This is a genomic window from Aquabacterium commune (assembly GCF_004362855.1).
In the GTDB taxonomy this organism is placed as follows: Bacteria; Pseudomonadota; Gammaproteobacteria; order Burkholderiales; family Burkholderiaceae_C; genus Aquabacterium; species Aquabacterium commune.
Genome location: NZ_SNXW01000001.1, coordinates 638,686 through 662,235, shown reverse-complemented (window position 1 = coordinate 662,235; position 23,550 = coordinate 638,686). Strand labels below are relative to the sequence as shown.

Below are 23,550 nucleotides of genomic sequence, written 5' to 3'. Positions count from 1 at the left end.
ATTCAGCGGGCCGATGGGGCCGAAGCCAGCGCTTGGGCGTACACGTCCAGCGTGCGCGCCACCATGCCCTCGGCGGTGAGGTGCTGCTCGAAGCGCTGACGGCCCGATGCGGCCAGGCGTGCTGCCAGGTCTGCATCGCCGTGCAGGCGAGCCATGGCCTGGCCCAGCGCAGCGGCATCTTCTGTGGGCACCAACAGGCCCGTGTCCTCGTGCAGCACGATTTCCGGCACGCCGCCCACCGCGGTGGCCACCACCGGCAGGTGCGCCGCAAACGCCTCGATGACGGACAGCGAAATCTCTTCACGGCGCGATGCCAGGGCGAACATGTCGAACGCCGGCAGCAGGCGCTGCACGTCCTGGCGGTAGCCCAGCAGGTGGATGCGTTCGGGCACGCGGGCGTCGGTGTCGCGCACCGCTTGCAGGGTGTGCTGCAGCTGGGTGCCGAACTCGGTGTGGGGGTCGCCCATCAGGTACAGGTGCACGCCGGCCTGCGCATCGCCCTGCGTTTGCAGCATGGCCTGCACGAGCAAGTCTTGCCCCTTGTCGCGGACAAAGCGGCCCGCATGTGCCACTGCGAACACGCCATCGGGGATGCCCAGCTCGCGGCGCAGGGCCACGCGCTGCACGGCCAGCTCATCGGGCGTGCCTTGCCACGGGCCATCCGGCACACCGTTGTGCACCACGCGGATGCGCTCGGCCGCATACCCGGCCGCCACCAGGTTGCGCTTGACGGCCTCGGACACCGCGATGATGCGCGCACAGCGCTGCATGTGCGTGGCGGCTGTGGTGGCGTGCGCCGTGCACACCGCCAGCGGCTTGCGTTGCATGTGGCCGGCCCGCCCCGCGTAGGCCGCCCCGCGGATCAGGTGGCCGTGGACGATGTCCGGCTGCCAGCGCTGAACCAGGCGCCGCATCTGCCAGTGCGACCACGGGTCGTACAGCCCGTGCATGGGGATGTGCACCGCCTCGATGCCGGCCTCGGCGCAGGCCTTGCCCAGCCAGGAGTCCAGCGGCCCGGCGAACATCACGGCGTGCCCTGCTGCGCGCTGCCCCTGCATCGTCATCATGACGTGGCTTTCGGCGCCGCCATAGCCGTGGCTGTGCAGGACGTGGACGATGCGCATGGGCTTGGCAGTGCGCGTCACGAGGCGATGCGGTCCGGTACCGCCGCTTGGCCCTTGCGCGCCTGCTTGGCGTGCAGCTTGAAGGCAAAGCCCAGCACGTTGTCGCCGTAGGAGATGGCCTTGCGCGTCAGCTCGAAGGGGTTGTCCGACAGGTTGGCCGCACCGCGGATGCAGGTCGTGGCCGTGCGGTAGCCGGCTTCCTGCACCAGGTCGCGCGCGCGCAGCGAGTAGTCGCCATAGGGGTAGCAGAAGTCGGGCACAGGCGCGCCCAGCACGTCTTCCAAGGCCTTCTTGCTGTCGAAGATCTCGCGGCGTTGCTCGGCCGCACTCAGCATGGACAGGCGCGGGTGCGTCACCGCGTGCGAGCCGAAGTCACAGCCCTCGCGTTTGAGTTGGCGCACCGCCGCGGCGTCCATCAGCTGGGGCTGGTGTGGCCAGTCGGTCAGCCAGCTCGCGGTTTTGCCGATCAGGTCGCTGACCAGGTACACGGTGGCCGAGCAGCCGAACTCCTGCAGCGCGGGCCAGGCGTGCTCGCGGAAGTCGTCATAGCCATCGTCCACGGTGATGACCACCGAGCGCTTGGGCAGCGGCTGGCCTTCGAACAGGCAGGCATGGGCTTGCGCCAGGCTGAGCACCTCGAAACCCATCAGCTTGAGGTAGCGCAGCTGCGATCGGAAGCGGTCGATGTGGCAGAACAGCGCCCGGTGCGCGTCAGGGCGCGGGTACAGGCCGATCTGGTGGTACATCAGGATCGACATCGGCGGTGAGGCCGGGGCTGAAACCGGGGGCAGGTGGCTCATGGACGGCGGGCGGGCGAGGGCGTGGTGCTCAGGGTGCCGAATGTACCGCAGGCCGCTTGGCTCAGGCGCTGCGGGGCCGGGCACCGTAGGGGCAGTGACCTGGCCGTGGGCCGACTTGCGGGTGTTTGCGGCAGGTGCTGGGGCGCTGCTCATAGACGGTGCAGCGGCGCGTGGCGGCGTCCAGGAAGCGGCAATCGCCGCTGGCACGTCGCGCCAGGGTGAAGATCTCGTGCTTGAAGTTGAAGTGGTCGATCAGACCAGCCTTGCTCAGGCGCTTGGCGATTTGCTTGGGCGCTTCGTGCTCGGCTTCGAAGGGGTCCACCAGCGTCAGGCGCACCAGGTCGGCCAGCTTGACCTCCACGGGCATGGTGCAGCAGTTGGCCACGCAGCTGTCGCACAGGCCCGGGCGGTAGCGCGTCCAGGTGTCGGGGCGGTCGATGTCAACCGCATGTATCGATCGGTTCATGGAGAAGGGTGTTGACGCGGCGCGACAGCAAAAAAGAAGGCGGGCTGGTGGTCCGTTTGACGGCATCCGGACCATGCGCTCGTCCGATGCAGGTCACGGAGTTCTCCTCAGAATTTGATTCCACCCACAACACACCAGGGACTCTACATGAACCGACCCAACTGCCTCCAGCCCCGCACCGCCGCAGGACCAGGCCTGCCCGGCTACCTCAAGCGCGTGACGGCGGCGGCCTGTGCCGTTTGCGCCTCCTTCGCAGCCAGCGCGCAGACCGTGCCAGTTCCCCGAGCGTCCATCACGCCCGCGGACCTGGGCGTCATCATCCTCCAGGGCGATCCCACCTCGGAGGCCATTGGCACCTACTACCAGTCTGTGCGTGGGATACCTGCCGCCAACGTCGTGCGGATCAGCCTGCCGGTGGGGGCCAACAACATCACGCCAAGCCAGCTGGCGAGCGCCCGGGCCCAAATCACGGCCGCCTTGCCGGCCAATGTCCAGGCGACCTTGCTGACTTGGACGCGCCCCTTCCGTGTGCAAGGCGCTTGCGGCATGAGCATCACCAGCGCCTTTGCGCTGGGTTATGACGTGAAGTATTGCAACGCTGTCTTCACCGCGCCGGTCGCCTATTACGACGCAGACACCACGCGCCCTTGGACCGAACTCGGCATCCGCCCGTCCATGATGCTGGGCGCGGCCACCTATGCCGATGCCGTGAACCTGATCCACCGTGGTTTGAGTTCGGAGGCCACCTACCCCGCTGGCGATGGCTATCTGATCCGCACCACGGACTCGGCACGCAGTGGCCCGCGCTGGCAGGATTTTTCCAAGCTTCCCAGCGCATGGCGCTTCGACGGAGGCCTGCAGTTGAACTACATCGACGCCACCCAGGGCGGCGGCTCCAATGCGATCGCGGGCAAAAGCCCCGTGCTGTTTTACTTCACGGGACTGACCGTGGTGCCCGATCTGGCCAGCAACTTCTTCGTGCCTGGCGCGGTGGGAGATCACCTCACCTCCTTCGGAGGCGTCCTGTCGGGCACCTCCCAGATGGAGGCGACCGAGTGGCTTCAGGCTGGCACCACAGGCAGCTATGGCACCGTTGAAGAGCCCTATGCCGTGGCTGACAAATTCCCTCGCGCCTCGGTGATGATCGACCACTACTACCGTGGCGCCACCTTGATCGAGGCTTACTGGAAGTCGGTGCGAACGCCTGGTCAGGGCTTGTTCCTGGGCGACCCTCTGGCCCGCCCTTTCACCGACGCTCCGGTCTCTGCCATCAGCAACGGCCAGTACGTGGTCCAGACGCGTTCGCTGCGCGGCAACCAGCGCCACACCATCCAGGCGCGCGCCACGGCCAACGATCCGTGGCAAACGCTGTCGAGCACGTGGCTGCCCCACCCCGGGCCTGTCACGCTGAAGGCGCCTGTGGCCAGCACGGCAACTGCCCAGCTTCGCCTGCAGGGCTGCCCGTCTGCCCTGGCAGTCGAGGCATCGTCAACGAGTGAGGCCGCGCAACGCGGGCGAGCGCAAACCCTGTACTACCAGCTGCAATTGACCAACACCGCAGCGGCGGATTCGGCTTGCGAGCAACACGTGGATCTGACAACACTGCCGTTGCCCGAGGGCATGGTGGCCACCGTGGAGCCGAAGACTTTGCAGGTCCGCCCGCAACAGACCTCACACGCGATCGTCAAAGTCGAGGCGCCAGCAACCGCGGCAGCCAGCGGTGACGCTTGCTTTGAAGTGCCGGTGCAGTTGACCGACCGGCTCAGCGGGCAAACCTCACAGTTCGACAAACTGGGCGGCTGCCTGTTCATGATGGAGGGGGATGAGTACCTCATCCGCATCCGCCGCCCAGGCTGGAACTGGCAATTGCTCGACTATCCGGGCCGCACCAGCTTTTACCGCTACCCGGTGGAGCTCGATGCGCCGAGTGACCAGGACATCGTGAAAGTGAACTACAACTTGCAGGCCCTGTACCTGGACGATGGCACCGATCCGGTGCCGTACGGATCCATCGCCGGCCAGAATGGGGTGGCCGTGGGGGAGGGCAGCTATGCCAGCGAGCTGGTCATTGAAAAGGCGGCGCCAGGCACTTACTCGCTGCAGGCGAATGCCTTCGACTCCAACAGCCAGTTGGTCGCCTCCACCGAGGTGTATGTGTACCTTGGCATGCAAGTCAACACCGTGCGTGGCACGCCGCGCGGAGACACGCTGATGGGCACCTCCGGCAATGAGATCTTCATTGGCGGTGCGGGGGCTGATCTCATGAGTGGCGGTCAGGGCGCAGACATCTTCGTCTTCGAGTCCATCCGCGATGCGTTGGATCAGATCACTGATTTCGTGCCGGGCACCGATCGGTTGGACCTGAGTCGCTTGCTGGCCAGCATCGGTCAAAGCACCCGCAGCGCGTGGCCGCAGGGCGTGGTGACGCTGCGTGATGTGAGCGGCGGCGTGCTCGTCATGATCGACGTTGACGGTGCATCTGGTCCGAGCACCTCACGCCCGCTCGTGACCTTGGAGGGTGTGTCCGCAGCGGCCATCGACCCTGTGCGCGACCTCCAGCTTCAGCGTTGATCCATCAAGCAAGGGCCGTCGAACGGCCCTTGCTTCCTCAAGCCGGCACGCAACGTCGGCGACGTTCACGAATGTGGAAAGGCCCCGCGAGCTGCAACAGCTTGCGGGGCCTTTGAATTTTGGTGGCCTGGGGCGGAATCGAACCACCGACACGCGGATTTTCAATCCGCTGCTCTACCAACTGAGCTACCAGGCCGTTTTGTGTCTTGCCGATGCTTTGTCGCAATCAGCGAAGACCACGACTATACATCAATTCACGGCCGATTTTTTGTTGCGACCGAGATCGACGCCCAATTGCTTGAGTTTGCGGTACAGGTGGGTGCGCTCCAGGCCGGTTTTCTCGGCCACGCGGGTCATGCTGCCGCCTTCGCGTGCCAAGTGGAACTCGAAGTAGGCGCGTTCGAAATCGTCGCGGGCTTCGCGCAGCGGGCGGTCAAGCTGGAAGCTCTGCTCGTGCGAGGGGCCCTGCACGCCGTTGTGTCCACTGTTGTGCCCGCCGTTGTGCAACATGCCATGGTGCCCCGCATGGCCTGCGTGGCCGTACATCACGCTGCCGGTGACCGGTGCATGCGCGGCCATCTCGGCCACGCCATGGTTCAGTCCGCCGACCAGGCCATGGCCCATGCCGCCGGACATCGCACTGTTCATGCCATTCACCAGGCCGTGCGCCGCGCCATTGCCGGCCAGTTCGTTGCGGCCCACCGCAGCGTGGCCATAGCCCGCCATGCCATGGGCGCTCTGGTTCGCGCCGGGGTTGTAGGCCGGGTTGTACGACGAAGCGGCCGTGATCGGGGTGACCGTGGCCAGGTGCACGGCTTGCATCGTGTTTTGCGGCGCAGCCTGACGCGGGGCGGGTTTGCTCAGGCCTTGCTCGACTGCGCGCAGCAGCTTCTGCATGGTGATGGGCTTTTCCAGGAAAGCTTGTGCGCCGACCTTGGTGGCCTCCACGGCCGTGTCGATGGTGCCGTGGCCGGACATCATGATCACGGGCATCGTGAGCTGACCGCTGGCGGACCACTCCTTGAGCAGCGTGACGCCGTCCACATCGGGCATCCAGATGTCCAGCAGCACCAGATCGGGCTGGCACTGTTCGCGCAGGGCGCGGGCTTGCGCGGCGTTTTCCGCGACTTCCACCGAGTGACCTTCGTCACTCAGGATTTCTGAAAGCAAGGCACGGATGCCCAGTTCGTCGTCAACAACAAGAATGGTGGCCATGAATTTCTGCTACCCCGGTTGGGTTCTGCACTAGTGTGACCCAGTTTGGAGTGGGATGGATGACAGCACCGAAAATGATAGCGAAACTTGTGCCCCGCCAGACGTGCCCGGTGCTGCGGGATACCCTTGCGACGAGGCCGTGTCAGCGGGTTTTTCTGTGGCGCTGACCAGGTTGCGGATGCGCACGAGCGCCTTGTGCTCATCGGCGATCTTCTTGACCACGGCCAGCCCCAGGCCCGTGCCTTTGGGTTTGGTGGTGATGTAGGGCTCGAAGGCGCGTTTGAGGATTTTCTCGGGGAAGCCCGGGCCGTTGTCGCGCACGGTCAGGCGCACCGCGCGGATGCTGCCATCGTCGTGCAGCGGCGTGTCGGTGCGCAGCATGACCTGCGGCACAGGGCCGTCCTTGCGGTGGCTGGCCGCGTCCTGTGCGGCATCCAGGGCGTTTTGCACGAGGTTGTGCACGACCTGGCGCAGCAGGGCCGCATCGCCCAGGATGGGCGGCAGATCGGGCTTGAGCGCCAGCTGGATGGTGCCTTGCTCGACCGCCTGGCCGTACAGCGCCAGCACGTCATTGACCAGGCCATTGAGGTCCAGTGGCAGCAGCTTGGCCGAGGGCAGGCGGGCGTAATCGCGGAACTCGTTGATGAGGTTCTTGAGCGCCTGCACCTGCGTGACGATGGTGTTGACCGAGCGCGTCAGCAGTTGCTGGCCGGGCTCGTCGAGCTTGTCTTCGAGCTTGAGCTGCAGCCGCTCGGCCGACAGCTGGATGGGCGTCAGCGGGTTCTTGATTTCGTGCGCCACGCGGCGTGCCACCTCGCTCCAGGCTTCTGCGCGCTGGGCCGAGACCACCTCGGTGAGGTCGTCGAACACGATGAGGCGCTCATCGGGCGGCAGCTCCGCACCCCGCACCAGCAGGGTCAGCGGCTCGGGCTGGCTGGGCAGCTGCAGTTCGTAGGAATCCTGCCATTGCAGGCGCTCACCGGGGGTCGGGTCGTTGGCGACCATCTCGAAGCGCTGGCGCACCGATTCGGCCAGACCTTGCAGGCCCGCGATGTCCGACATCGGGCGGCCCCGGTAGGCCGAAATCGGCAGGCGCAGGATGCGGGTGGCGCCGGGGTTGACCATCTCGATGTGGCCGGCGGCGTCGAACACGATGACGCCCGCGCTCATGTTGTCCAGCACGGTCTGCAGGTGGGCGCGCGCGCTGTCGAGCTCCTGCACGCTGCGTTCGGCCAGGGTGCGCGCGTCGGCCAGTTGCTGGGTCATGTCGGCAAACGAACGCGTCAGGCCGCCGAGCTCGTCGCCCGAGCCGAAGATGGCTTTGGGGCGCAGGTCGCCACGCGCCACCTCCTGCACGCCTTCGGCCAGCAGCAGCAGGGGCTTGGCCAGTTGCTGGCCCATGATGGCGGCCAGCAGGAAGGCGCCGAACACGGCCATCACCAGCGCCAGCGTCAGGGTGCCGATGTACATGCGCCGCAGGCCGCTGCGGCTGAGCGCGCGTTCCTGGTACTCCTGGTAGGCCGTCTGCACGGCCAGGGCGTTGCGCACGAGGTCGGGCGCCAGGCGCTGCGTGACCATCAGGAAGTGACCATGCGCCTGCAGGCTGAAGCTGCGGTCGGGCATCCAGGCGATGGCGAGGATGCGTGCAGGCTGGTGCGGTGTGTTGACCGCATCGTTGCGGTCATCGAGGCCATCGACCTGGGCCAGCACGCCCTTGTTGCGCGCCTCGGTACGCCAAGGCAGGGGCAGGCGTTCGCTGCTGAGCAGCCGCGTGCCGTCGCCGCCGGCGCTGAGCTCCACCTGGCCTGATTCGTTGACCAAGGCCACGGTGTGTGCGCCCAGCTGTTCGCGCAGGCGCTCCAGCTCCAGCAGCGAGGGCTGTTGGTGCACCAGCGGCTCGGTCTGCTCGCTCAGGCGGGATGCGGCCACGCGGGTCTTGTTGGCCAGGTCCTGTGTCAGGGTGTCCAGGGTGCTGCGGCCCAGGTTGAGGCCCGCCTCCAGGGCACCTTCGACGCGAACGTCGAACCACGTCTCGATGCTGCGCGAGACGAACTGGTAGGACACCGTGTAGATCATCAGTCCCGGCACCAGGGCCAGCACGCCGAAGATGCCGGCCAGCTTGAGCAGCAAGCGGCTGCCGAACTTGCGGCTTCTCAGGCGCATGGCCAGGCGCCCGAGGGCCACGATGATGATCAGCGTGAGGAAGGCCGCGATGCCCATGTTGGCCGACACCAGCCAGCCGAAGTGGCGCTCGAAGCGATCGCTGTTCTGCGTGGCCAGCACCAGCATGAAGCCCAGCACGAGGGCGCCGCCGGCCATGACGATGCCGGAGACGATCCAGGCCCAGCGGTTGGCTTTGATGGTGCTCACGGCGTGGTGTCGCGCTCAGCGGCTGATGGGCGCGAGTTGGATGCGGCGCTGCACGGACAGGTCCCAGCCCGTGGACGTGCCCAGCCCGATCTGCAAGGGCCGGGGGAGCTCGTCGGTGTCGAGCTTGAAGCTGAATTCGATGTGGTGGTCGGGCTCTTCGCCAGGAGACACGGCGTCGGCGATGCGCCAGCGTGTGCCTTTGCGCACCACGTCCAGGGCCTCGCTGAGCTGGGCAAAGTGGCGGCTCAGGCCATCGACGTTCAGGCGCCATTGCCGGGTGAGGGGTTGGTAGCCCAGGCGCCAGCGGCGTGTGGCCAGGGCGCGGGACTGGTCCATCCAGTACCAGCGGCTGCGCAGCAGTTCGGCTTGCGCGGCGAAGACCACCGCCACGCCCCGGCTCAGCGCCTGCTCGACCTCGCGTGACAGCTCGAAGCGCACGGCATAGCTCAGCAGCACGCCTTCATCGCTTTGCTGGGCGTACAGGGCCGTGAGTTCGATGCCGCTGCGCGCGGTGCTGGCTTGTGCTTGCGCGCACTGGCTGGCCGGCGCCACGGCCGCTGCCAGCGCCAGGCGGGCGCTGTGCTTGAGCAGGTCGCGGCGGGGCATCGGGGGCATCACGCACGTCAGGAGGGTTTGGACAGCAGGGCGTAAAAGAAGCCATCGCCCATGCCGCGGCTCGCTGGGGCGGCGATGGGGTCCAAGTATTCGACCACAGGGCGCAGGTGCCCGGGGGAGGGCAGCGCCCGGGCGCCCGGCGTGCGTTGCAAAAACGCGTCGATGCGTTCCTGGCCCTCGATGCGGAAGATGGAGCAGGTGCAATACAGCAGATGGCCGCCCGGTTTGAGCAGCGGCCACAGCGCGTCCAGCAGGGCGTCCTGGGTGCGGGCCAGGGCCGTGAGGTCGGATTCGCGGCGCAACCAGCGCACGTCGGGGTGGCGTCGCACGATGCCCGAGGCGCTGCAGGGGGCGTCCAGCAGGATGGCGTCGAAGGCTTGGCCGTCCCACCAGGTGGCTGGCTGGCTGGCGTCGGCGGCCACGGTGCGGGTGTGGTCGTTGGGGCCCAGGCCCAGGCGTTGCAGGGTCTCGTTGACCCGCACCAGGCGCTGCGGGTCGCTGTCGAGCGCGGTGACGTCCAGGTCGGCCAGCTCCAGCAGGTGGGCGGTTTTGCCGCCTGGCGCGGCGCAGGCGTCGAGCACGCGGGCGCCGGCGGGCAGGGGGCGCCCACCGGCGTGCACCAGCAGGGGCGCGGCCAGTTGCGCGGCGGCGTCTTGCACCGAGGCATCGCCCTCGGCAAAACCCGGCAGCTGCTGGACGGGCACGCCACGGGGCAGCACGATGGGGTCGAAGCCTTCGGGCTCCAGGGGGGGGGCGCTGGCCTGCGCGGTAGCGGTCGGGGCGCTGTCGGGTGCCAGCAGGCCCGCTTCGATGAGGCGCGCGCGGTAGGCCGCGCTGCTGCCGTGGCGCACATTGGCGCGCAGGGTCATGGGCGGTTGGGTCTGGTTGGCCATCAGCATGGCCTGCCAATGCTCGGGCCAGTCGCGCTGGAGCCGGCGGATCCACCAAGCGGGGTGGTTGAAGTGCGCGACATCGTCGTCTTCCAGCGCGGCCAGCAAATCGGCCTCTTCGCGCAGGAAGCGGCGCAGCACCGCGTTGACCAGGCCGCTGGCGGGGCGGGCGCGGCGCTTGCAAGCGTCCACCGCCTGATCGACCAGGGTGTGGCGGGCGTACTCGTCACCGCAGGCCAGGGCCAGGGCCGACAGCAGCAGGCCGTCCACCCAGGGGGCCGGGGCTTTGGGCACGAGGGCCTGGCGCAGGGCCAGGGCGGTGCCCAGGCGGCGCAGCACGGCAAAGGACAGGGCCTGGGTGCCTGGGCGCTCTGCGGGGGGCAGGGCGGCGAGCACATCTGTCAGGGATTGCCCCTGGCGCACGGCGGCCACGGCCTCGGCACAGCGGCTGAGCAGTTGCCACAGTGGCAGGCTGTGCGGGTGGGCCGGGGTGGCCGTGCGGGGGGCTGCGGGAGCGGAGGAGGCGGGGCGCTGGGACATGCCGGGCAGTCTATGCGCAGATCAAGGCCGGGCTGGCGTGTCCTCATGCAAACGGCCGCGCTGCAAGCAGACGCGGCCGTTGTGGGGAGTCCGCAGTGCGGCTTCGTTCGCCCAGGTTCAATCCCTGAGGTTCAGTCGCCCAAAAAGTGGCGGCGGTAGCGTGCCGGCAGGTCGGCGATGCGCATCAGCATCGGCAGGTCGGCGGTGTTGAAGTCGGGGTCCCAGGCGGGTGCGCCCAGGATCTTGGCGCCGCAACGCAGGTAGCCTTTGATCAGCGCGGGCGGTTCGACGTCCAGGTGGCGGTCCAGCTCTTCCACCGGCAGGGGCAGGCGGGGGCGCACTTGCAGGTCGATGGGGGCCAGGTGGGTCTGGCGCAGCTGCTCCCACAGGCTGGCGGCCACGTGGCCACCGTCGCGCATGGAGATGCTGGCGCAGCCGATCATGGTGTCCAGGTCGTTGCGGACCATGAACTCGGCCAGGGCGCCCCACAGCGCCATGATGGCGCCACCGTTGCGGTGGTCGGGGTGCACGCAGGAGCGACCCAACTCGACCATCTTGCCGCGCAGGCCGCGCAGGCGGGTCAGGTCGAATTCGGTTTCGCTGTAGAGGCCACCGATGCGCTTGGACGAATCGGGCGTCATCACGCGGTAGGTGCCGATGACTTCGCCCGGTTCGCCGTCGTCCGACTGCAGGCGCACCAGCAGGTGTTCGCAGTAGGGGTCGAACAGGTCGATGTCGTGGCCGTCAGGGCTGCCGGCGGGCACGCTCAGGCGCGCGCCCATTTCGCCGACGAAAATGTCGTGCCTCAGGCGTTGCGCCGCGCGAACATCTTCTTCAGTGCGAGCCCAAACGACTTCAAAGCCTTGGCGCGTGGAGCCCGGGTGAAGTGACCTCCGTGCGGCACGGTCGGCCGACAGCTGGTTGGACAGGCCTGCGATGGGCAGGGTGGGCAGCGGGATGTCGCGCATTGTCATCTCCAGTCTCGGGCTTTCAGTCGATGGTTGGCAGTGTCTGGCGGCAACATGACGAAGTCGTGAACAGCGGGTGACATGCGGGTGACGCCGTATGGAGGATGGATTTGGCGTGGAATGTTCATTCGCCTGGCAAATCCGGAGGCCAAGCATACACGCACGCTGATAGCATCTACAGTATGAGCATCCAGATTTTCGGTTTGCCGGTGTCGCGCGGGGTGGCCATTGGCCGCGCGGTGCTGATCGCTTCCAGCCGGGTGGACGTCCCGCACGTTTTCATCGATCCCGCGCGGACCGAGGAAGAAATCGCGCGCCTGCTCACCGCCCGTGACGTGGTGGCCACCGAGTTCGATGCGCTCAAGCGCGACCTGCCCGCCGATGCGCCCGCCGAGCTGGCCGCCATCCTGGACGTGCACCAGATGCTGCTGCAGGACGAGGCCCTGGTGGGGGCCGCCCTGGACTGGATCCGACAGCGCCACTACAACGCCGAATGGGCGCTGTCGGCGCAGCTCGAAGTGCTGGCCCGCCAGTTCGACGAGATGGAAGACGCCTACATCCGCGAGCGCAAGGTGGACCTGGAGCAGGTGGTCGAGCGCATGCTGCGCAGCATCGGCCGCGGCAGCCCCTCGCCCATGCCCGATCCGGGGCAGAACGCCCGCGATTTCGGCGGTGACGAGCCGCTCATCCTCGTGGCCAGCGACATCGCGCCGGCCGACATGGTCAGCTTCAAGCGCAGCGTGTTCTGCGGCTTCGTGACCGACGTGGGCGGCAAGACCTCGCACACGGCCATCGTGGCGCGCAGCATGGACATCCCGGCCGTCGTGGGCGCCCGCCAGGCGAGTGGCCTGATCCGCCAGGACGACTGCATCATCATCGACGGTGACGCCGGCCTGGTCATCGTGGACCCCTCCCCCATCGTGCTGGAGGAATACCGCTTCCGCCAGCGCCAGGCCGAGCTGGAGCGCGGTCGCCTGGCCCGCTTGCGCCACACCCCAGCGGTCACGCTGGACGGCGAGCGCATCGAGCTGCTGGCCAACATCGAGATGCCGGAAGACAGCCCCGGTGCGCTGGAAGCCGGTGCCGTGGGCGTGGGCCTGTTCCGCTCCGAATTCCTCTTCATGAACCGCGCCGGCAACCTGCCCGACGAGGAAGAGCAGTACGACGCCTACCGCCGCGCGGTGGAGGCCATGAAGGGCTTGCCCGTGACCATCCGCACGGTGGACATCGGCGCGGACAAGCCGCTGGAGGGGATGTCGTCGAGCGAGCTGCGCCATGAGTCGGTGCTGAATCCGGCGCTCGGCCTGCGTGCCATCCGCTGGAGCCTGTCCGAGCCCAGCATGTTCCGCCGCCAGTTGCGCGCGCTGTTCCGTGCCGCGGTGCATGGCCCGGTGAAGATCCTGATCCCGATGCTGGCCAGCCAGCGCGAGATCCGCCAGACGTTGGAGAACATCGCCCACGTGCAGCGCCAACTGACCGATGCGGGCAAGCCTTTCGGCCAGTGCGAGCTGGGCGCCATGATCGAGGTGCCGGCGGCGGCGCTGACCATGCCCATCTTCCTGCGGCATTTCGACTTTGTCTCGATCGGCACCAACGACCTGATCCAGTACACCTTGGCCATTGACCGCGCCGACGAGGCCGTGGCCCACCTCTACGACCCCTGGCACCCCGCGGTTTTGCAGCTGCTGCACACCACCATCGCTCAGGCGCGCGCGGCGGGCAAGGGCGTGAGCGTGTGCGGCGAGATGGCCGGCGACCCGGCCTTCACCGAGTTGTTGCTGTCGATGGGGCTGCGCAGCTTCTCGATGCACCCCACGCAAATCGCCTCGGTCAAGCAGCGCGTGCTGCGCGCCGACACGCGCCGCCTGGCGCCATTGCTGGACCAGGTGCTGAGTTGCGAGGACCCGGAGGCCGCCTGCACGCAGGCCTTGCTGACCGGCGCGGCGGCGATTGCCCCCAAGCCGATGGCGGCCTGATCTGCTGGCTCAGCCTCAGCGCTGACCGAGCTCTTCCCAGCGCGCCAACGCAGCCAGCAACTCGTCGTCGATGGCCTCGACGCGGGCGTGCATCGTGGCCACGTTGCCCGCTTCCTTGCGGTAGATGTCCGGGTCGGCCAACTGCTTGTTCAGCTCGGCCTGTTCTGTTTCCAGCGCTTCGATGCGGGCCGGCAACTCGTCGAGCTCGCGCTGTTCTTTGTAGCTGAGCTTGCGCTTCGGGCTGGCCACCACGGGTGCGGCGGGTGCCACGGCTGGTGCAGTGTCGGCAGCCACGGCCACGGGCGTGCGCAGGCTGGCCTCAGGCGTCTGCTTGACCGAGGCGGCGATGGCGGCCGCACCCGGCTTGCCCGCCGCGATGGCTTGCGCGCGGCGCGACTGGATCAGCCAGTCTTCGACGCCACCTTCGTACTCGCGCCAATGGCCTTGGCCTTCGGCCACCAGGGTCGAGGTGACGACGTTGTCCAGGAAGCGCCGGTCGTGGCTGACCAGGAAGACGGTGCCCGGGTACTCGGCCAGCAGGTCTTCGAGCAGGTCGAGCGTGTCGATGTCGAGGTCGTTGGTGGGCTCGTCGAGCACCAGCACGTTGCTGGGCTTGGCGAACAGGCGCGCCAGCAGCAGGCGGTTGCGCTCGCCACCGCTGAGCGTGCGCACGGGCGAGTTGGCGCGGGCCGGCGAGAACAGGAAGTCCTGCAGGTAGCCCATGACGTGCTTGCGCGAGCCGTTGATCTCGATCCACTCGCTGCCCGGGCTGATGAAGTCGGCCAGCGTGGCGTCGAGGTCGAGGTGGTCGCGCATCTGGTCGAAGTAGGCGACCTGCATGTTCGCGCCTTGCTTGACGGTGCCGCTGTCGGGGGCCAGTTCGCCCAGGATCATCTTCAGCAGCGTGGTCTTGCCCGCGCCGTTGGAGCCCACTAGGCCGACCTTGTCACCACGCAGGATGGTGCCCGTGAAGCCCTTGACGATGGTGCGCCCGCCGTAGGACTTGGAGACGTCTTCCAGCTCCGCCACGATCTTGCCGCCGCGGTCGCCTTGCGACACTTCCAGCTTGACGCGGCCCACCACGTCGCGGCGGGACGAGCGCGTGTCGCGCAGGACTTCCAGGCGCTTGATGCGCGCCACCGAGCGCGTGCGGCGGGCTTCCACGCCCTTGCGGATCCAGACCTCTTCTTGCGCCAGCAGCTTGTCGAAGCGCGCGTTGGCCACGGCTTCGTCGGCCAGTTCTTGTTCCTTGAGATTCTGGTAGGCCGCGAAGTTGCCCGGGTAGCTGCGCAGTTGGCCGCGATCGAGTTCGACGATGCGGGTGCAGACGTTGTCCAGGAAGGCGCGGTCGTGGGAGATCAACACGATGCTGCCCTGGAAGTCCTTGAGCAGGTCTTCCAGCCAGGTGATGGCGTCGAGGTCGAGGTGGTTGGTCGGCTCGTCGAGGAAGAGCACGTCAGGGCTGGCCACCAGGGCACGTGCCAGGGCCACGCGCTTTTTCATGCCGCCAGACAGGCTGGCGATCGCCAGGTCGGCCGACAGGTTCAGGCGCTGCAAGGTTTCCTCGACGCGCTGCTCCCAGTTCCAGCCGTTGCGGGCCTCGATCTGGGTCATGAGCGATTCCATCTGGTCGGCATCGCCCTCGCCATGGGTGATGGCCTCGAAACGCTCGCGCAACTGGCGGATGTCGCCCAGGCCCTCGCTGACCGTGGTCTCCACCGTGGCGCCGTCGGCAAACGAGGGCTCCTGCGGCACATAGGCCAGCTCGATGCCCTTTTGCGCCTGCACCTGGCCGTCGTCGAGCTTGTCGATGCCGACCATGATCTTCAGCAGCGAGGACTTGCCCGTGCCATTGCGGCCGATCAGGCCCACGCGTTCGCCCGTCTCCAGCGCAAAAGAGGTGTGGTCAAGCAGGGCGACGTGGCCAAAGGCCAGGCACGCGTCGTTCAGGGTCAGGACAGCCATGGAGGATCCGGGTAAGCAGCAAGGGGCCCCCGTGGGGCCGGACAACCCGGTATTGTCGCTGTTTGGCGTGACGCTGTCTGCTGGCGATGTCAGGCGGCCAGCTTGCCTTCCAGCGCGTCGATGAAGCGCTGGGCCACGTTCCAACCGGTTTGGTCGGTGATTTCCTGGAAGCAGGTCGGGCTGGTCACGTTGATCTCGGTGAGGCGGTCACCGATGATGTCCAGACCCACGAGCAGCAGGCCGCGCGCCGCCAGGATGGGGCCGAGGTGTTCGGCGATGGCGCGGTCGGTGTTGCTCAAAGGCTGGGCCACGCCCTTGCCGCCGGCCGCCAGGTTGCCGCGCACTTCGCCGCCTTGCGGGATGCGCGCCAAGGCATAAGGCACGGGCACGCCGTCGATCAGCAGCACGCGCTTGTCCCCGGCGCTGATGGCCGGCAGGAAGGCCTGCACCATGATGGTCTGGGCGCCGTCGCGCGTCAGCGTCTCGGCAATGCTGCCCAGGTTCAGGCCGTCTTCTTTCACGCGGAAGATGCCGGCGCCGCCCATGCCATCGAGCGGCTTGAGGATGATGTCGCGGTGCTCGGCGTGGAAGGCGCGCACGGCGGCGATGCTGCGCGTGACGAGGGTGGGCGCGATGTGCTGCGGGAACTCCAGGATGGCCAGCTTCTCGGGGTGGGCGCGCAGGGCCTCGGGGCTGTTGAACACGCGCGCGCCTTCGCGCTCGGCCTGGGTCAGCAGGTGGGTGGTGTAGAGGTACTCGGCGTCAAACGGCGGGTCCTTGCGCATGAGCACGGCATCGAGCTGGCACAGGGCGATGTCGGCGGCTTCGACTTCGTCGAACCAGTCGTGCGCATCAGCTGTGAGCGTGATGCGGCGCGCGTGCGCCGTGACCACGCCACCGCGTTGCCACACCAGCTGCTGCGGCTCGCAGGCCCACAGCGTGTGCCCGCGCGAGGCCGCCTCGCGCATCATGGCGAAGGTGCTGTCCTTGTGGGTCTTGAAGGTCTCGAGCGGATCGGCGACGAAGAGGAGCTGTGGCATGGCGGCGGTGGAGGGTGGGGCTGGCGGTCGCGCTGGAGCGTGTGGGGCCAGATGGCATCAACGCTCGTCGGGCCCTTCGTGCGAGGGTGGCCTGATGCGGTAGTGTTCCACGAAGAGGGTGACCACACCGGCCACAAGGCCCCAGAAGGCCGAACCCACGCCGAGCAACGTCACGCCCGACAGCGTCACCAGGAAGGTGATGAGCGCCGCTTCGCGCTTGCCTGGCTCGGCCAGCGAGGTGGCCAGGCCATTGGCGATGGTGCCCAGCAAGGCCATGCCCGCCACGCCCATGATGAGCGCCGCCGGGAAGGCGGCCAGCAGCCCGGCCACGGCGCCACCCAGCAAGCCCATGGCGATGTAGAACAGGCCCGCCCACATCGCCGCCGTGTAGCGCTTGCCGGCATCGGCATGGGCGTGCGGGTTGAGCACGATGGCCGCGGTGATGGCGGCCAGGTTGAAGGCGTAGCCACCGAAAGGCGCGAGCAGCACGGTCGTGATGCCCGACCAGCTCATCAAGGGCGAGACCGGTGGCTGGTAGCCCGACACGCGGATGGCCGACACCCCCGGCACGGCCTGCGAGGCCATGGTGACGATGAACAGCGGCACGCCCATGCTGAGCACCGCGTGCCAGGACCACGTCGGCATCACGAACACGGGTTGGGCGAATTGCAGCTTCACTTGCGAGGTGTCCAGCAGGCCTTGGGCTGCTGCGACGGCCGTGCCGCCCAGCAGCACGCCCAGCACGGCATAACGCGGCCACCAGCGCTTGCCCACGAGATAGACCATCAGCATCGTGACGATGAGCAGCGGCTGTGGCGTGGCCGCGGCAAACGACAGCAGCGCGAACTTGGCCAGGATGCCCGCCAGCAGGCTGGAGGCCAGCGCCAGCGGGATGCGGTTCATGATGCGCTCGAACCAGCCGGTCACGCCGCACAGCCACATCAGCACGCCACACACGAGGAAGGCCCCGACCGCCTCGGAGAGGCTCACGCCCGTGGCCGCGCCGGCGATCACTGCCGCACCTGGCGTGGACCAGGTGATGAGGATGGGCGCGCGCGTCCACAGCGACAGGCCCAGCGTGCTCAGACCCATGCCCAGCCCCAAGGCCAGCACCCAGGAGGTGATCTGGTCGGGCGTCGCGCCCAACGAGCGCGCCGCGTGGAAGATCAGCGCGATGGTGCTGGTGAAGCCCACCAGCGTGGCCACGAAGCCGGCCGACACCGCCGACAGAGAGGTGTCACGCAGCATCTCTTTCAGATGCCGCACGCGCTCAGATCTCCACCTTCGAGCCCAACTCCACCACGCGGTTGGTGGGCAGGCTCAGGAAGTCGGCCACACCCGATGCGTTGCGATGCATGCTGGCGAAGAGCTTTTCGCGCCAGGGCATCATGCCGCCGCCGATGGTCGGGATGACGATGTCACGCGACAGGAAGTAGCTGGTCTCCATGTCGTCGATCTGCACGCCGTGCGCTTGCAGCAACTTGAGCGCACGTGGCACATCGGGCTCGTCCTTGAAGCCGAAGTGCAGCATGATCTGCCAGCAGTCGTTGCCCATGTCTTCGACTTCGATGCGGTCGGCATCGCGGATCCAGGGCACCTCGTGCGAGCGCACCGTGACGAACAGGTTCTGGTGGTGCAGCACCTTGTTGTGCTTGAGGTTGTGCAGCAGCGCGTTGGGCGTGGTGCCCGCATCGGCGTTCATGAACACCGCCGTGCCGGCCACGCGCAGCGGCGGGCTGCAGAACACCGCTTCCAGGAAGGGGTGCAGGTCGATGGCGTCCGAGCGCAGCCGTTCGCTCAGCAAGGCGCGGCCGTCTTTCCAGGTCTGCATCAGGCTGAACATGACCACGCCGATCAGCAGGGGGAACCAGCCGCCGTCGATGACCTTGACCACGTTGGCGCTGAAGAACAGCACGTCGATGACAAAGAACACCCCGGTGGCGGCCACGCACAGCGCCAGGCCCAGGCCCCAGGCGAAGCGGATCACGAAGAAGGTCATCACCGTCGTGATCAGCATGTCGATGGTGACCGTGATGCCGTAAGCCGCGGCCAGCTTGCTGCTGGAGCCAAAGAAGATCACGGCCATCACGATGCAGGCGTACAGGCTCCAGTTCACGAAGGGGATGTAGATCTGGCCGGTTTCCTTCTCGGAGGTGTGCAGCACGCGCAGGCGCGGCAGGTAGCCCAGCTGGATGACCTGCTTGGTGACCGAGAACGCCGCAGAGATCAAGGCCTGTGAAGCAATGAAGGTCGCGCAGGTGGCCAGGCCGACCAGCGGGTACAGCGCCCATTGCGGCGCCATCTCGAAGAAGGGGTTGCCGATGTTTTCGGGGTGGGCCAGCAGCATGGCGCCCTGGCCGAAGTAGTTGATGACCAGTGCCGGCATCACCAGGCTGAACCAGGCCAGGCGGATGGGCAGCTTGCCGAAGTGCCCCATGTCGGCGTAGAGCGCCTCGGCCCCGGTGGCGCACAGGATGACGGCGCCCAGGGCGATGAAGGCCAGCCCGGGGTGGTTCACGATGAAGCCCAGGGCATGGTGCGGGCTCATGGCCACCAGCACCGAGGGATTGGCCAGGATGTGCTGCATGCCCATGACGGCCAGCACGATGAACCACACCGCCGTGATCGGCCCGAAGAACTTGCCGATGCCGCCCGTGCCGTGCTTTTGCACCATGAACAGCAGCGTCAGCACCACCAGGGTGATGGGCACGACGAAGCGCTCCAGCCCCGGGGCTGCGACCTCCATGCCCTCGACGGCAGAGAGCACCGAAATGGCCGGCGTGATGACCCCGTCACCGAAAAAGATGGCCGTGCCGAAGATGCCGATGGCCAGCAGCACCGACCGCGTTCGGGGTTTGTCTTTGACCGCGGTGGAGGCCAGCGCGAGCATGGCGATCAGGCCGCCTTCGCCGTTGTTGTCGGCGCGCAGGATGAGCGTGACGTATTTCAGCGACACGATCACCGTCAGCGTCCAGAACATCAGCGACAGGATGCCGTGGATGTTCTCCGGCGTGGGCTGGAGGTGCCCGTGCGCGAAGACTTCCTTGAAAGCGTACAGTGGGCTGGTGCCGATGTCGCCATAGACGACCCCCAGGGCGCCCAGAGTCAATGCGGCGAGCTGGGATTTGCTGAGCGGAGCGTTGGATGGATGCTGCACAGAATTGGGGCGAGAAACGACCGATCCGCCATTTTGCGCCCGTTCAGCCGGCGCGCCCACCCCACTGTGGGGGCCTTGCCCTTGCCGGCGACGCGTCCCTTGACGAATCGGCCGTGTCGTGCTCTCACCCGGAGCCAGGCTTCCCCACGGCTCAGGCGTAAACCTCGGCGTTCGGGTCGGTCACGGCCAGCTCGTAGCTCGCGGCCAGCATCGCCAGGCGGGCGATCACGCCGTACATGTAGAAGCGGTTGGGCGCACTGGCGCCGGGCTTGACGCCGGGGCGGGGCAGCTGGGTGGGCTCGGCGAAGGCCAGGGGCACGAAGCTGGAGCCTGGTGCGTTGAGGTTCTCGTCGATGCCGCGCTCGGCGTGCACGCGGTAGAAGCCGCCCACCACGTAGCGGTCGATCATGTAAACCACCGGCTCGGCCACGGCCTCGTTCATGCGCTCGTAGGTGGGCACGCCCTCCTGAATGATCACCTGCGTGACCTCCTGGCCGTCCTTCACCACCGACATCTTGTTGCGCGTGCGGCGGTTCAGGTCGGCCAGCTCCTTGGCGTCGCGCACCGTCATGATGCCCATGCCGTGGGTGCCGTTGTCGGCCTTGACCACGACGAAGGGCTTCTCGTTGATGCCGTATTCCTTGTACTTGCGGCGCACCTTGCCCAGCAGCGCGTCCACCTGGGTCTGCAGGCATTCCAGCCCGGCGCCGTCCTGGAAGTCCACCTCGTCGCACTCGCCGTGCATGGGGTTGATCAGCCAGGGGTCCATGCCCAGCAGCTTGGAGAACTTCTTGGCGACGTCTTCGTAGAGCTCGAAGTGCTTGCTCTTGCGGCGCACCGCCCAACCGGCGTGCAGCGGTGGCAGCAGGTACTGCTCGTGCAGGTCTTCCAGCACCTTGGGGATGCCGGCCGACAGGTCGTTGTTGAGCAGGATCGTGCAGGGGTCGAAGTGCTTGAGCCCCAGGCGGCGCTGGGTGCGCAGCAGCGGCTCCAGCGTCAGCTTGCTGCCGTCGGGCAGTTCGATGTCGGTGGGCTCCTTGATGGATTCGTCCAGTGTGCCCAGGCGCACATTCAGGCCCGTGAGCGTGAAGATCTGAACCAGGCGCGCCAGGTTGGCCAGGTAAAACGTGTTGCGCGTGTGCTTCTCGGGGATCAGCAGCAGGTTCTTGGCCTCGGGGCAGATCTTCTCGATGGCCGCCATCGACGCCTGCACCGCCAGCGGCAGCATCTCGTTGGTCAGGTTGTTGAAGCCGCCGGGGAAGAGGTTGGTGTCCACCGGCGCCAGCTTGAAGCCGGCGTTGCGCAGGTCCACCGAGGTGTAGAAGGGCGGCGTGTGCTCCATCCATTCCAGCCGGAACCAGCGTTCGATGGCGGGCATGGACTCCAGCATGCGCTGCTCCAGCTCGTTGATGGGGCCAGTCAGTGCGGTGATGAGGTGGGGGACCATGGGGGGCGGAGGTGTCGGACGTGGAACACCCGTTCATTCTAGGAAGAAGAGCAGATGGTGCCTGTTCGGCAAAAAAAAAGGGCCGCCCGAAGGCGACCCTGGTGTGACGCTCCGAAGAGCGGCTCAGCTCATGGGCTGATCACTTGTGGTAGGCCGTTTCGCCATGCGAAGTGATGTCCAGGCCTTCGCGTTCTTCCTCTTCCGGCACGCGCAGACCGATCACCACATCGACGATCTTGTAGGCGATCACCGACACCACCGCGGACCACACCACCGTCAGGCCCACAGCCTTGGCCTGGGTGATGAGCTGGGTGGAGATCACGTAGTCGGCCGCGGGGATCACCGAAGCGGTCACCCAGTCGCCTACGGCCGAGGGGCCGCCCAGGTTGGGCGAGTTGAAGATGCCGGTGGCCAGGGCACCGAAGATGCCGCCGACGCCGTGCACACCGAACACGTCGAGCGAGTCGTCCGCACCCAGCATCTTCTTCAGACCGGTCACGCCCCACAGGCAGATCAGGCCGGCCAGCAGGCCGATGATCACGGCGCCACCCAGGCCGACGTTGCCGGCGGCAGGGGTGATGGCGACCAGGCCAGCCACAGCACCGGAAGCGGCACCCAGCATCGAGGCCTTGCCCTTGAGCAGCGCCTCACCCAGGCACCAGCCCAGCACAGCGGCAGCGGTGGCGATGAAGGTGTTGATGAAGGCCAGGGCGGCGAAACCGTTGGCTTCCAGGGCGGAGCCGGCGTTGAAGCCGAACCAGCCCACCCACAGCAGCGAGGCACCGACCATGGTCAGCGTCAGCGAGTGCGGGGTGAACGACTCCTTGCCGTAGCCGACGCGCTTGCCGACCATGTAGGCGCCCACGATGCCAGCGACAGCGGCGTTGATGTGCACCACGGTGCCGCCGGCGAAGTCCAGCGCGCCCCATTGCCAGATCAGGCCAGCCTTGCCGTTCATGGCATCGACCACTTCCTTGCTGGTGTAGGCGTCAGGGCCCATCCAGAACCAGACCATGTGCGCGATCGGGGCGTAGCTGAAGGTGAACCACAGCACCATGAACATCAGCACGGCCGAGAACTTGATGCGCTCAGCGAAGGCGCCCACGATCAGGCAGCAGGTGATGCCGGCGAAGGTGGCCTGGAAGGCGGCGAACACCATCTCGTACATCGGCACACCTTTGCTGAAGGTGCCGGTGACGGCGAATGTGCCGGCAACGTTGTCCCAGATGCCCTTCATGAACAGGCGGTCCAGGCCGCCTATGTAGGCATTGCCCTCGGTGAAGGCCAGGCTGTAGCCGTACACGAACCACAGCACGACGATCAGCGAGAACGTGACCATCACCTGCATCAGCACGGACAGCATGTTCTTGCTGCGCACCAAGCCGCCGTAGAACAAGGCCAGGCCCGGCACGGTCATGAGGATCACCAGCAGGGTGGACACCATCATCCACGTGGTGTCGCCCTTGTTGGGCACGGGGGCGGCGGCCGCAGCGGCCTCTGCGGGGGCGCTGGCGTCAGCGGCCGGTGCAGGTGCTGCGGTGGGTGCTGCTGCAGGTGCAACGGACTCGGCCATGGCCGATGCCGCCACCGGGGCCGACGCTGCGGTGTCCTGAGCGTGCGAGACGCCCAGGATGCCGAAGGCGGCGAGCCCCAGCGCGATGGACGCAATGAGCTTTCTCATGAAATGCCTCTCGAAGGGTCGAAATGAAGGGGGACGGCGCGCACACCACGCGGGTGCGGCCACACAGAAGGGTTCAGGGGATCGGGCGTGTGGGTGTCAGAGCGCGTCCTGGCCGGTCTCGCCGGTGCGGATGCGGATGACCTGCTCCAGGGCGGTGACGAAGATCTTGCCGTCGCCGATCTTGCCGGTGCGCGCTGCGGTCTCGATGGCCTCGATGACGCGGTCCAGGATGGCTTCGTCCACAGCGGCTTCGATCTTGACCTTGGGCAGGAAATCGACCACGTATTCCGCGCCTCGGTACAGCTCGGTGTGGCCTTTCTGGCGGCCGAAGCCTTTGACTTCGGTCACGGTGATGCCCTGGACGCCGATGGCAGACAGGGCCTCACGCACTTCATCAAGCTTGAAGGGCTTGACGATGGCAGTCACCATTTTCATGGTTGTTTCTCCGGTGAGGGTGGACAGATGGGTGTGGACCATCAACTGCATGATCTGTGCCAGCGCGCCAAAACGGTGAGCTGACCGTGGCGAGCTTGCCTTTGGTGCATGGGCTTGTGCACCGCTTTGGCGGAGCGCTGCGCAAGGCGCACGCCAAAGGTGCGCGGTCTGACGGGTCAGGTGGGGACATGCGTGGATCGCACCTGAATGGTGCGATTGCGGATGGTCACCCCCCTGGCCCACCCTTTGCGCAACACCCCCTTCAGAGGGAGGGTCAAACCGGCCTGATC

General features: G+C 67.1%; 17 protein-coding genes and 1 tRNA gene. 2 read left to right on the top strand and 16 right to left on the bottom strand.

Features of this window, described 5'->3' with window-relative positions:
• Nucleotides 1-2 precede the first annotated feature (2 nt).
• The 3 genes from EV672_RS02955 to EV672_RS02945 all read right to left on the bottom strand — a co-directional run bounded on the left by EV672_RS02955 (nucleotide 3) and on the right by EV672_RS02945 (nucleotide 2,390).
• Nucleotides 3-1,145 carry a glycosyltransferase family 4 protein gene (locus EV672_RS02955; RefSeq protein ID WP_133606055.1) on the bottom strand — a complete coding sequence of 381 codons (1,143 nt, stop codon included), beginning with the start codon at nucleotides 1,143-1,145 and terminating at the stop codon, nucleotides 3-5.
• Nucleotides 1,142-1,924: a polysaccharide deacetylase family protein gene (locus tag EV672_RS02950; RefSeq protein WP_133606054.1), complete on the bottom strand. Its 783-nt coding sequence runs from the start codon at nucleotides 1,922-1,924 to the stop codon at nucleotides 1,142-1,144. The genes EV672_RS02955 and EV672_RS02950 overlap by 4 nt, the downstream gene beginning before the upstream one ends.
• A 61-nt stretch (nucleotides 1,925-1,985) precedes the next feature.
• Entirely contained in the window at nucleotides 1,986-2,390 is a 405-nt protein-coding gene (locus tag EV672_RS02945; RefSeq protein ID WP_133606053.1) for a YkgJ family cysteine cluster protein, read from the bottom strand.
• Nucleotides 2,391-2,537: 147 nt separating this feature from the next.
• Between EV672_RS02945 and EV672_RS02940 the strand changes: the two genes are divergently transcribed.
• Nucleotides 2,538-4,961, top strand: a complete 2,424-nt coding sequence (locus EV672_RS02940; protein ID WP_133606052.1) for a TIGR03790 family protein — start codon at nucleotides 2,538-2,540, stop codon at nucleotides 4,959-4,961.
• A 120-nt stretch (nucleotides 4,962-5,081) separates the two neighbouring features.
• Here EV672_RS02940 and EV672_RS02935 read toward each other — a convergent pair.
• The 6 genes from EV672_RS02935 to EV672_RS02905 all read right to left on the bottom strand — a co-directional run bounded on the left by EV672_RS02935 (nucleotide 5,082) and on the right by EV672_RS02905 (nucleotide 11,559).
• Nucleotides 5,082-5,157, bottom strand: a tRNA-Phe gene (locus tag EV672_RS02935).
• 53 nt (nucleotides 5,158-5,210) lie between these two features.
• Complete coding sequence (locus EV672_RS19340) at nucleotides 5,211-6,176, bottom strand: response regulator (protein ID WP_424923100.1); 966 nt, start codon at nucleotides 6,174-6,176, stop codon at nucleotides 5,211-5,213.
• Between the two features lie 30 nt (nucleotides 6,177-6,206).
• Entirely contained in the window at nucleotides 6,207-8,546 is a 2,340-nt protein-coding gene (locus tag EV672_RS02920) for a sensor histidine kinase (RefSeq protein WP_243738479.1), read from the bottom strand.
• 15 nt (nucleotides 8,547-8,561) lie between these two features.
• Nucleotides 8,562-9,161, bottom strand: a complete 600-nt coding sequence (locus tag EV672_RS02915) for a DUF4390 domain-containing protein (protein WP_133606051.1) — start codon at nucleotides 9,159-9,161, stop codon at nucleotides 8,562-8,564.
• 8 nt (nucleotides 9,162-9,169) lie between these two features.
• Complete coding sequence (gene rsmB / locus EV672_RS02910) at nucleotides 9,170-10,591, bottom strand: 16S rRNA (cytosine(967)-C(5))-methyltransferase RsmB (protein ID WP_133606050.1); 1,422 nt, start codon at nucleotides 10,589-10,591, stop codon at nucleotides 9,170-9,172.
• Between the two features lie 131 nt (nucleotides 10,592-10,722).
• Complete coding sequence (locus EV672_RS02905) at nucleotides 10,723-11,559, bottom strand: GNAT family N-acetyltransferase (protein ID WP_133606049.1); 837 nt, start codon at nucleotides 11,557-11,559, stop codon at nucleotides 10,723-10,725.
• Between the two features lie 182 nt (nucleotides 11,560-11,741).
• Between EV672_RS02905 and ptsP the strand changes: the two genes are divergently transcribed.
• On the top strand, nucleotides 11,742-13,535 hold the full coding sequence (gene ptsP, locus EV672_RS02900; protein WP_133606048.1) for a phosphoenolpyruvate--protein phosphotransferase: 1,794 nt from the start codon (nucleotides 11,742-11,744) through the stop codon (nucleotides 13,533-13,535).
• Nucleotides 13,536-13,550: 15 nt separating this feature from the next.
• Here ptsP and EV672_RS02895 read toward each other — a convergent pair whose 3' ends face one another.
• From EV672_RS02895 to EV672_RS02865, 7 genes are all read right to left on the bottom strand, one after another.
• Nucleotides 13,551-15,500 carry an ATP-binding cassette domain-containing protein gene (locus EV672_RS02895; protein WP_133606047.1) on the bottom strand — a complete coding sequence of 650 codons (1,950 nt, stop codon included), beginning with the start codon at nucleotides 15,498-15,500 and terminating at the stop codon, nucleotides 13,551-13,553.
• A gap of 89 nt (nucleotides 15,501-15,589) precedes the next feature.
• Nucleotides 15,590-16,540 carry a glutathione synthase gene (gene gshB / locus EV672_RS02890; protein WP_133606046.1) on the bottom strand — a complete coding sequence of 317 codons (951 nt, stop codon included), beginning with the start codon at nucleotides 16,538-16,540 and terminating at the stop codon, nucleotides 15,590-15,592.
• Between the two features lie 57 nt (nucleotides 16,541-16,597).
• Nucleotides 16,598-17,788 carry a benzoate/H(+) symporter BenE family transporter gene (locus EV672_RS02885; RefSeq protein ID WP_133606045.1) on the bottom strand — a complete coding sequence of 397 codons (1,191 nt, stop codon included), beginning with the start codon at nucleotides 17,786-17,788 and terminating at the stop codon, nucleotides 16,598-16,600.
• Nucleotides 17,789-17,810: 22 nt separating this feature from the next.
• Nucleotides 17,811-19,697, bottom strand: coding sequence for a potassium transporter Kup (locus tag EV672_RS02880; protein ID WP_133606044.1), 1,887 nt, complete (start codon nucleotides 19,695-19,697; stop codon nucleotides 17,811-17,813).
• 151 nt (nucleotides 19,698-19,848) lie between these two features.
• Nucleotides 19,849-21,144, bottom strand: coding sequence for a glutamate--cysteine ligase (gshA, locus tag EV672_RS02875; RefSeq protein ID WP_133606043.1), 1,296 nt, complete (start codon nucleotides 21,142-21,144; stop codon nucleotides 19,849-19,851).
• A gap of 139 nt (nucleotides 21,145-21,283) precedes the next feature.
• Nucleotides 21,284-22,825 carry an ammonium transporter gene (locus EV672_RS02870; protein ID WP_133606042.1) on the bottom strand — a complete coding sequence of 514 codons (1,542 nt, stop codon included), beginning with the start codon at nucleotides 22,823-22,825 and terminating at the stop codon, nucleotides 21,284-21,286.
• Between the two features lie 96 nt (nucleotides 22,826-22,921).
• Entirely contained in the window at nucleotides 22,922-23,260 is a 339-nt protein-coding gene (locus EV672_RS02865) for a P-II family nitrogen regulator (protein WP_133606041.1), read from the bottom strand.
• Nucleotides 23,261-23,550: the final 290 nt, after the last annotated feature.

Excerpts from the sequence above, each read along its gene's own strand:
- EV672_RS02950 (WP_133606054.1), bottom strand. The coding sequence starts at position 1,924 with ATGAGCCACCTGCCCCCGGTTTCAGCCCCGGCCTCACCGCCGATGTCG.
- EV672_RS02945 (WP_133606053.1), bottom strand. The coding sequence starts at position 2,390 with ATGAACCGATCGATACATGCGGTTGACATCGACCGCCCCGACACCTGG.
- EV672_RS02940 (WP_133606052.1), top strand. The coding sequence starts at position 2,538 with ATGAACCGACCCAACTGCCTCCAGCCCCGCACCGCCGCAGGACCAGGC.
- EV672_RS19340 (WP_424923100.1), bottom strand. The coding sequence starts at position 6,176 with ATGGCCACCATTCTTGTTGTTGACGACGAACTGGGCATCCGTGCCTTG.
- EV672_RS02915 (WP_133606051.1), bottom strand. The coding sequence starts at position 9,161 with ATGCCCCCGATGCCCCGCCGCGACCTGCTCAAGCACAGCGCCCGCCTG.
- rsmB (WP_133606050.1), bottom strand. The coding sequence starts at position 10,591 with ATGTCCCAGCGCCCCGCCTCCTCCGCTCCCGCAGCCCCCCGCACGGCC.
- EV672_RS02905 (WP_133606049.1), bottom strand. The coding sequence starts at position 11,559 with ATGCGCGACATCCCGCTGCCCACCCTGCCCATCGCAGGCCTGTCCAAC.
- ptsP (WP_133606048.1), top strand. The coding sequence starts at position 11,742 with ATGAGCATCCAGATTTTCGGTTTGCCGGTGTCGCGCGGGGTGGCCATT.
- EV672_RS02895 (WP_133606047.1), bottom strand. The coding sequence starts at position 15,500 with ATGGCTGTCCTGACCCTGAACGACGCGTGCCTGGCCTTTGGCCACGTC.
- gshB (WP_133606046.1), bottom strand. The coding sequence starts at position 16,540 with ATGCCACAGCTCCTCTTCGTCGCCGATCCGCTCGAGACCTTCAAGACC.
- EV672_RS02885 (WP_133606045.1), bottom strand. The coding sequence starts at position 17,788 with ATGCTGCGTGACACCTCTCTGTCGGCGGTGTCGGCCGGCTTCGTGGCC.
- gshA (WP_133606043.1), bottom strand. The coding sequence starts at position 21,144 with ATGGTCCCCCACCTCATCACCGCACTGACTGGCCCCATCAACGAGCTG.
- EV672_RS02870 (WP_133606042.1), bottom strand. The coding sequence starts at position 22,825 with ATGAGAAAGCTCATTGCGTCCATCGCGCTGGGGCTCGCCGCCTTCGGC.
- EV672_RS02865 (WP_133606041.1), bottom strand. The coding sequence starts at position 23,260 with ATGAAAATGGTGACTGCCATCGTCAAGCCCTTCAAGCTTGATGAAGTG.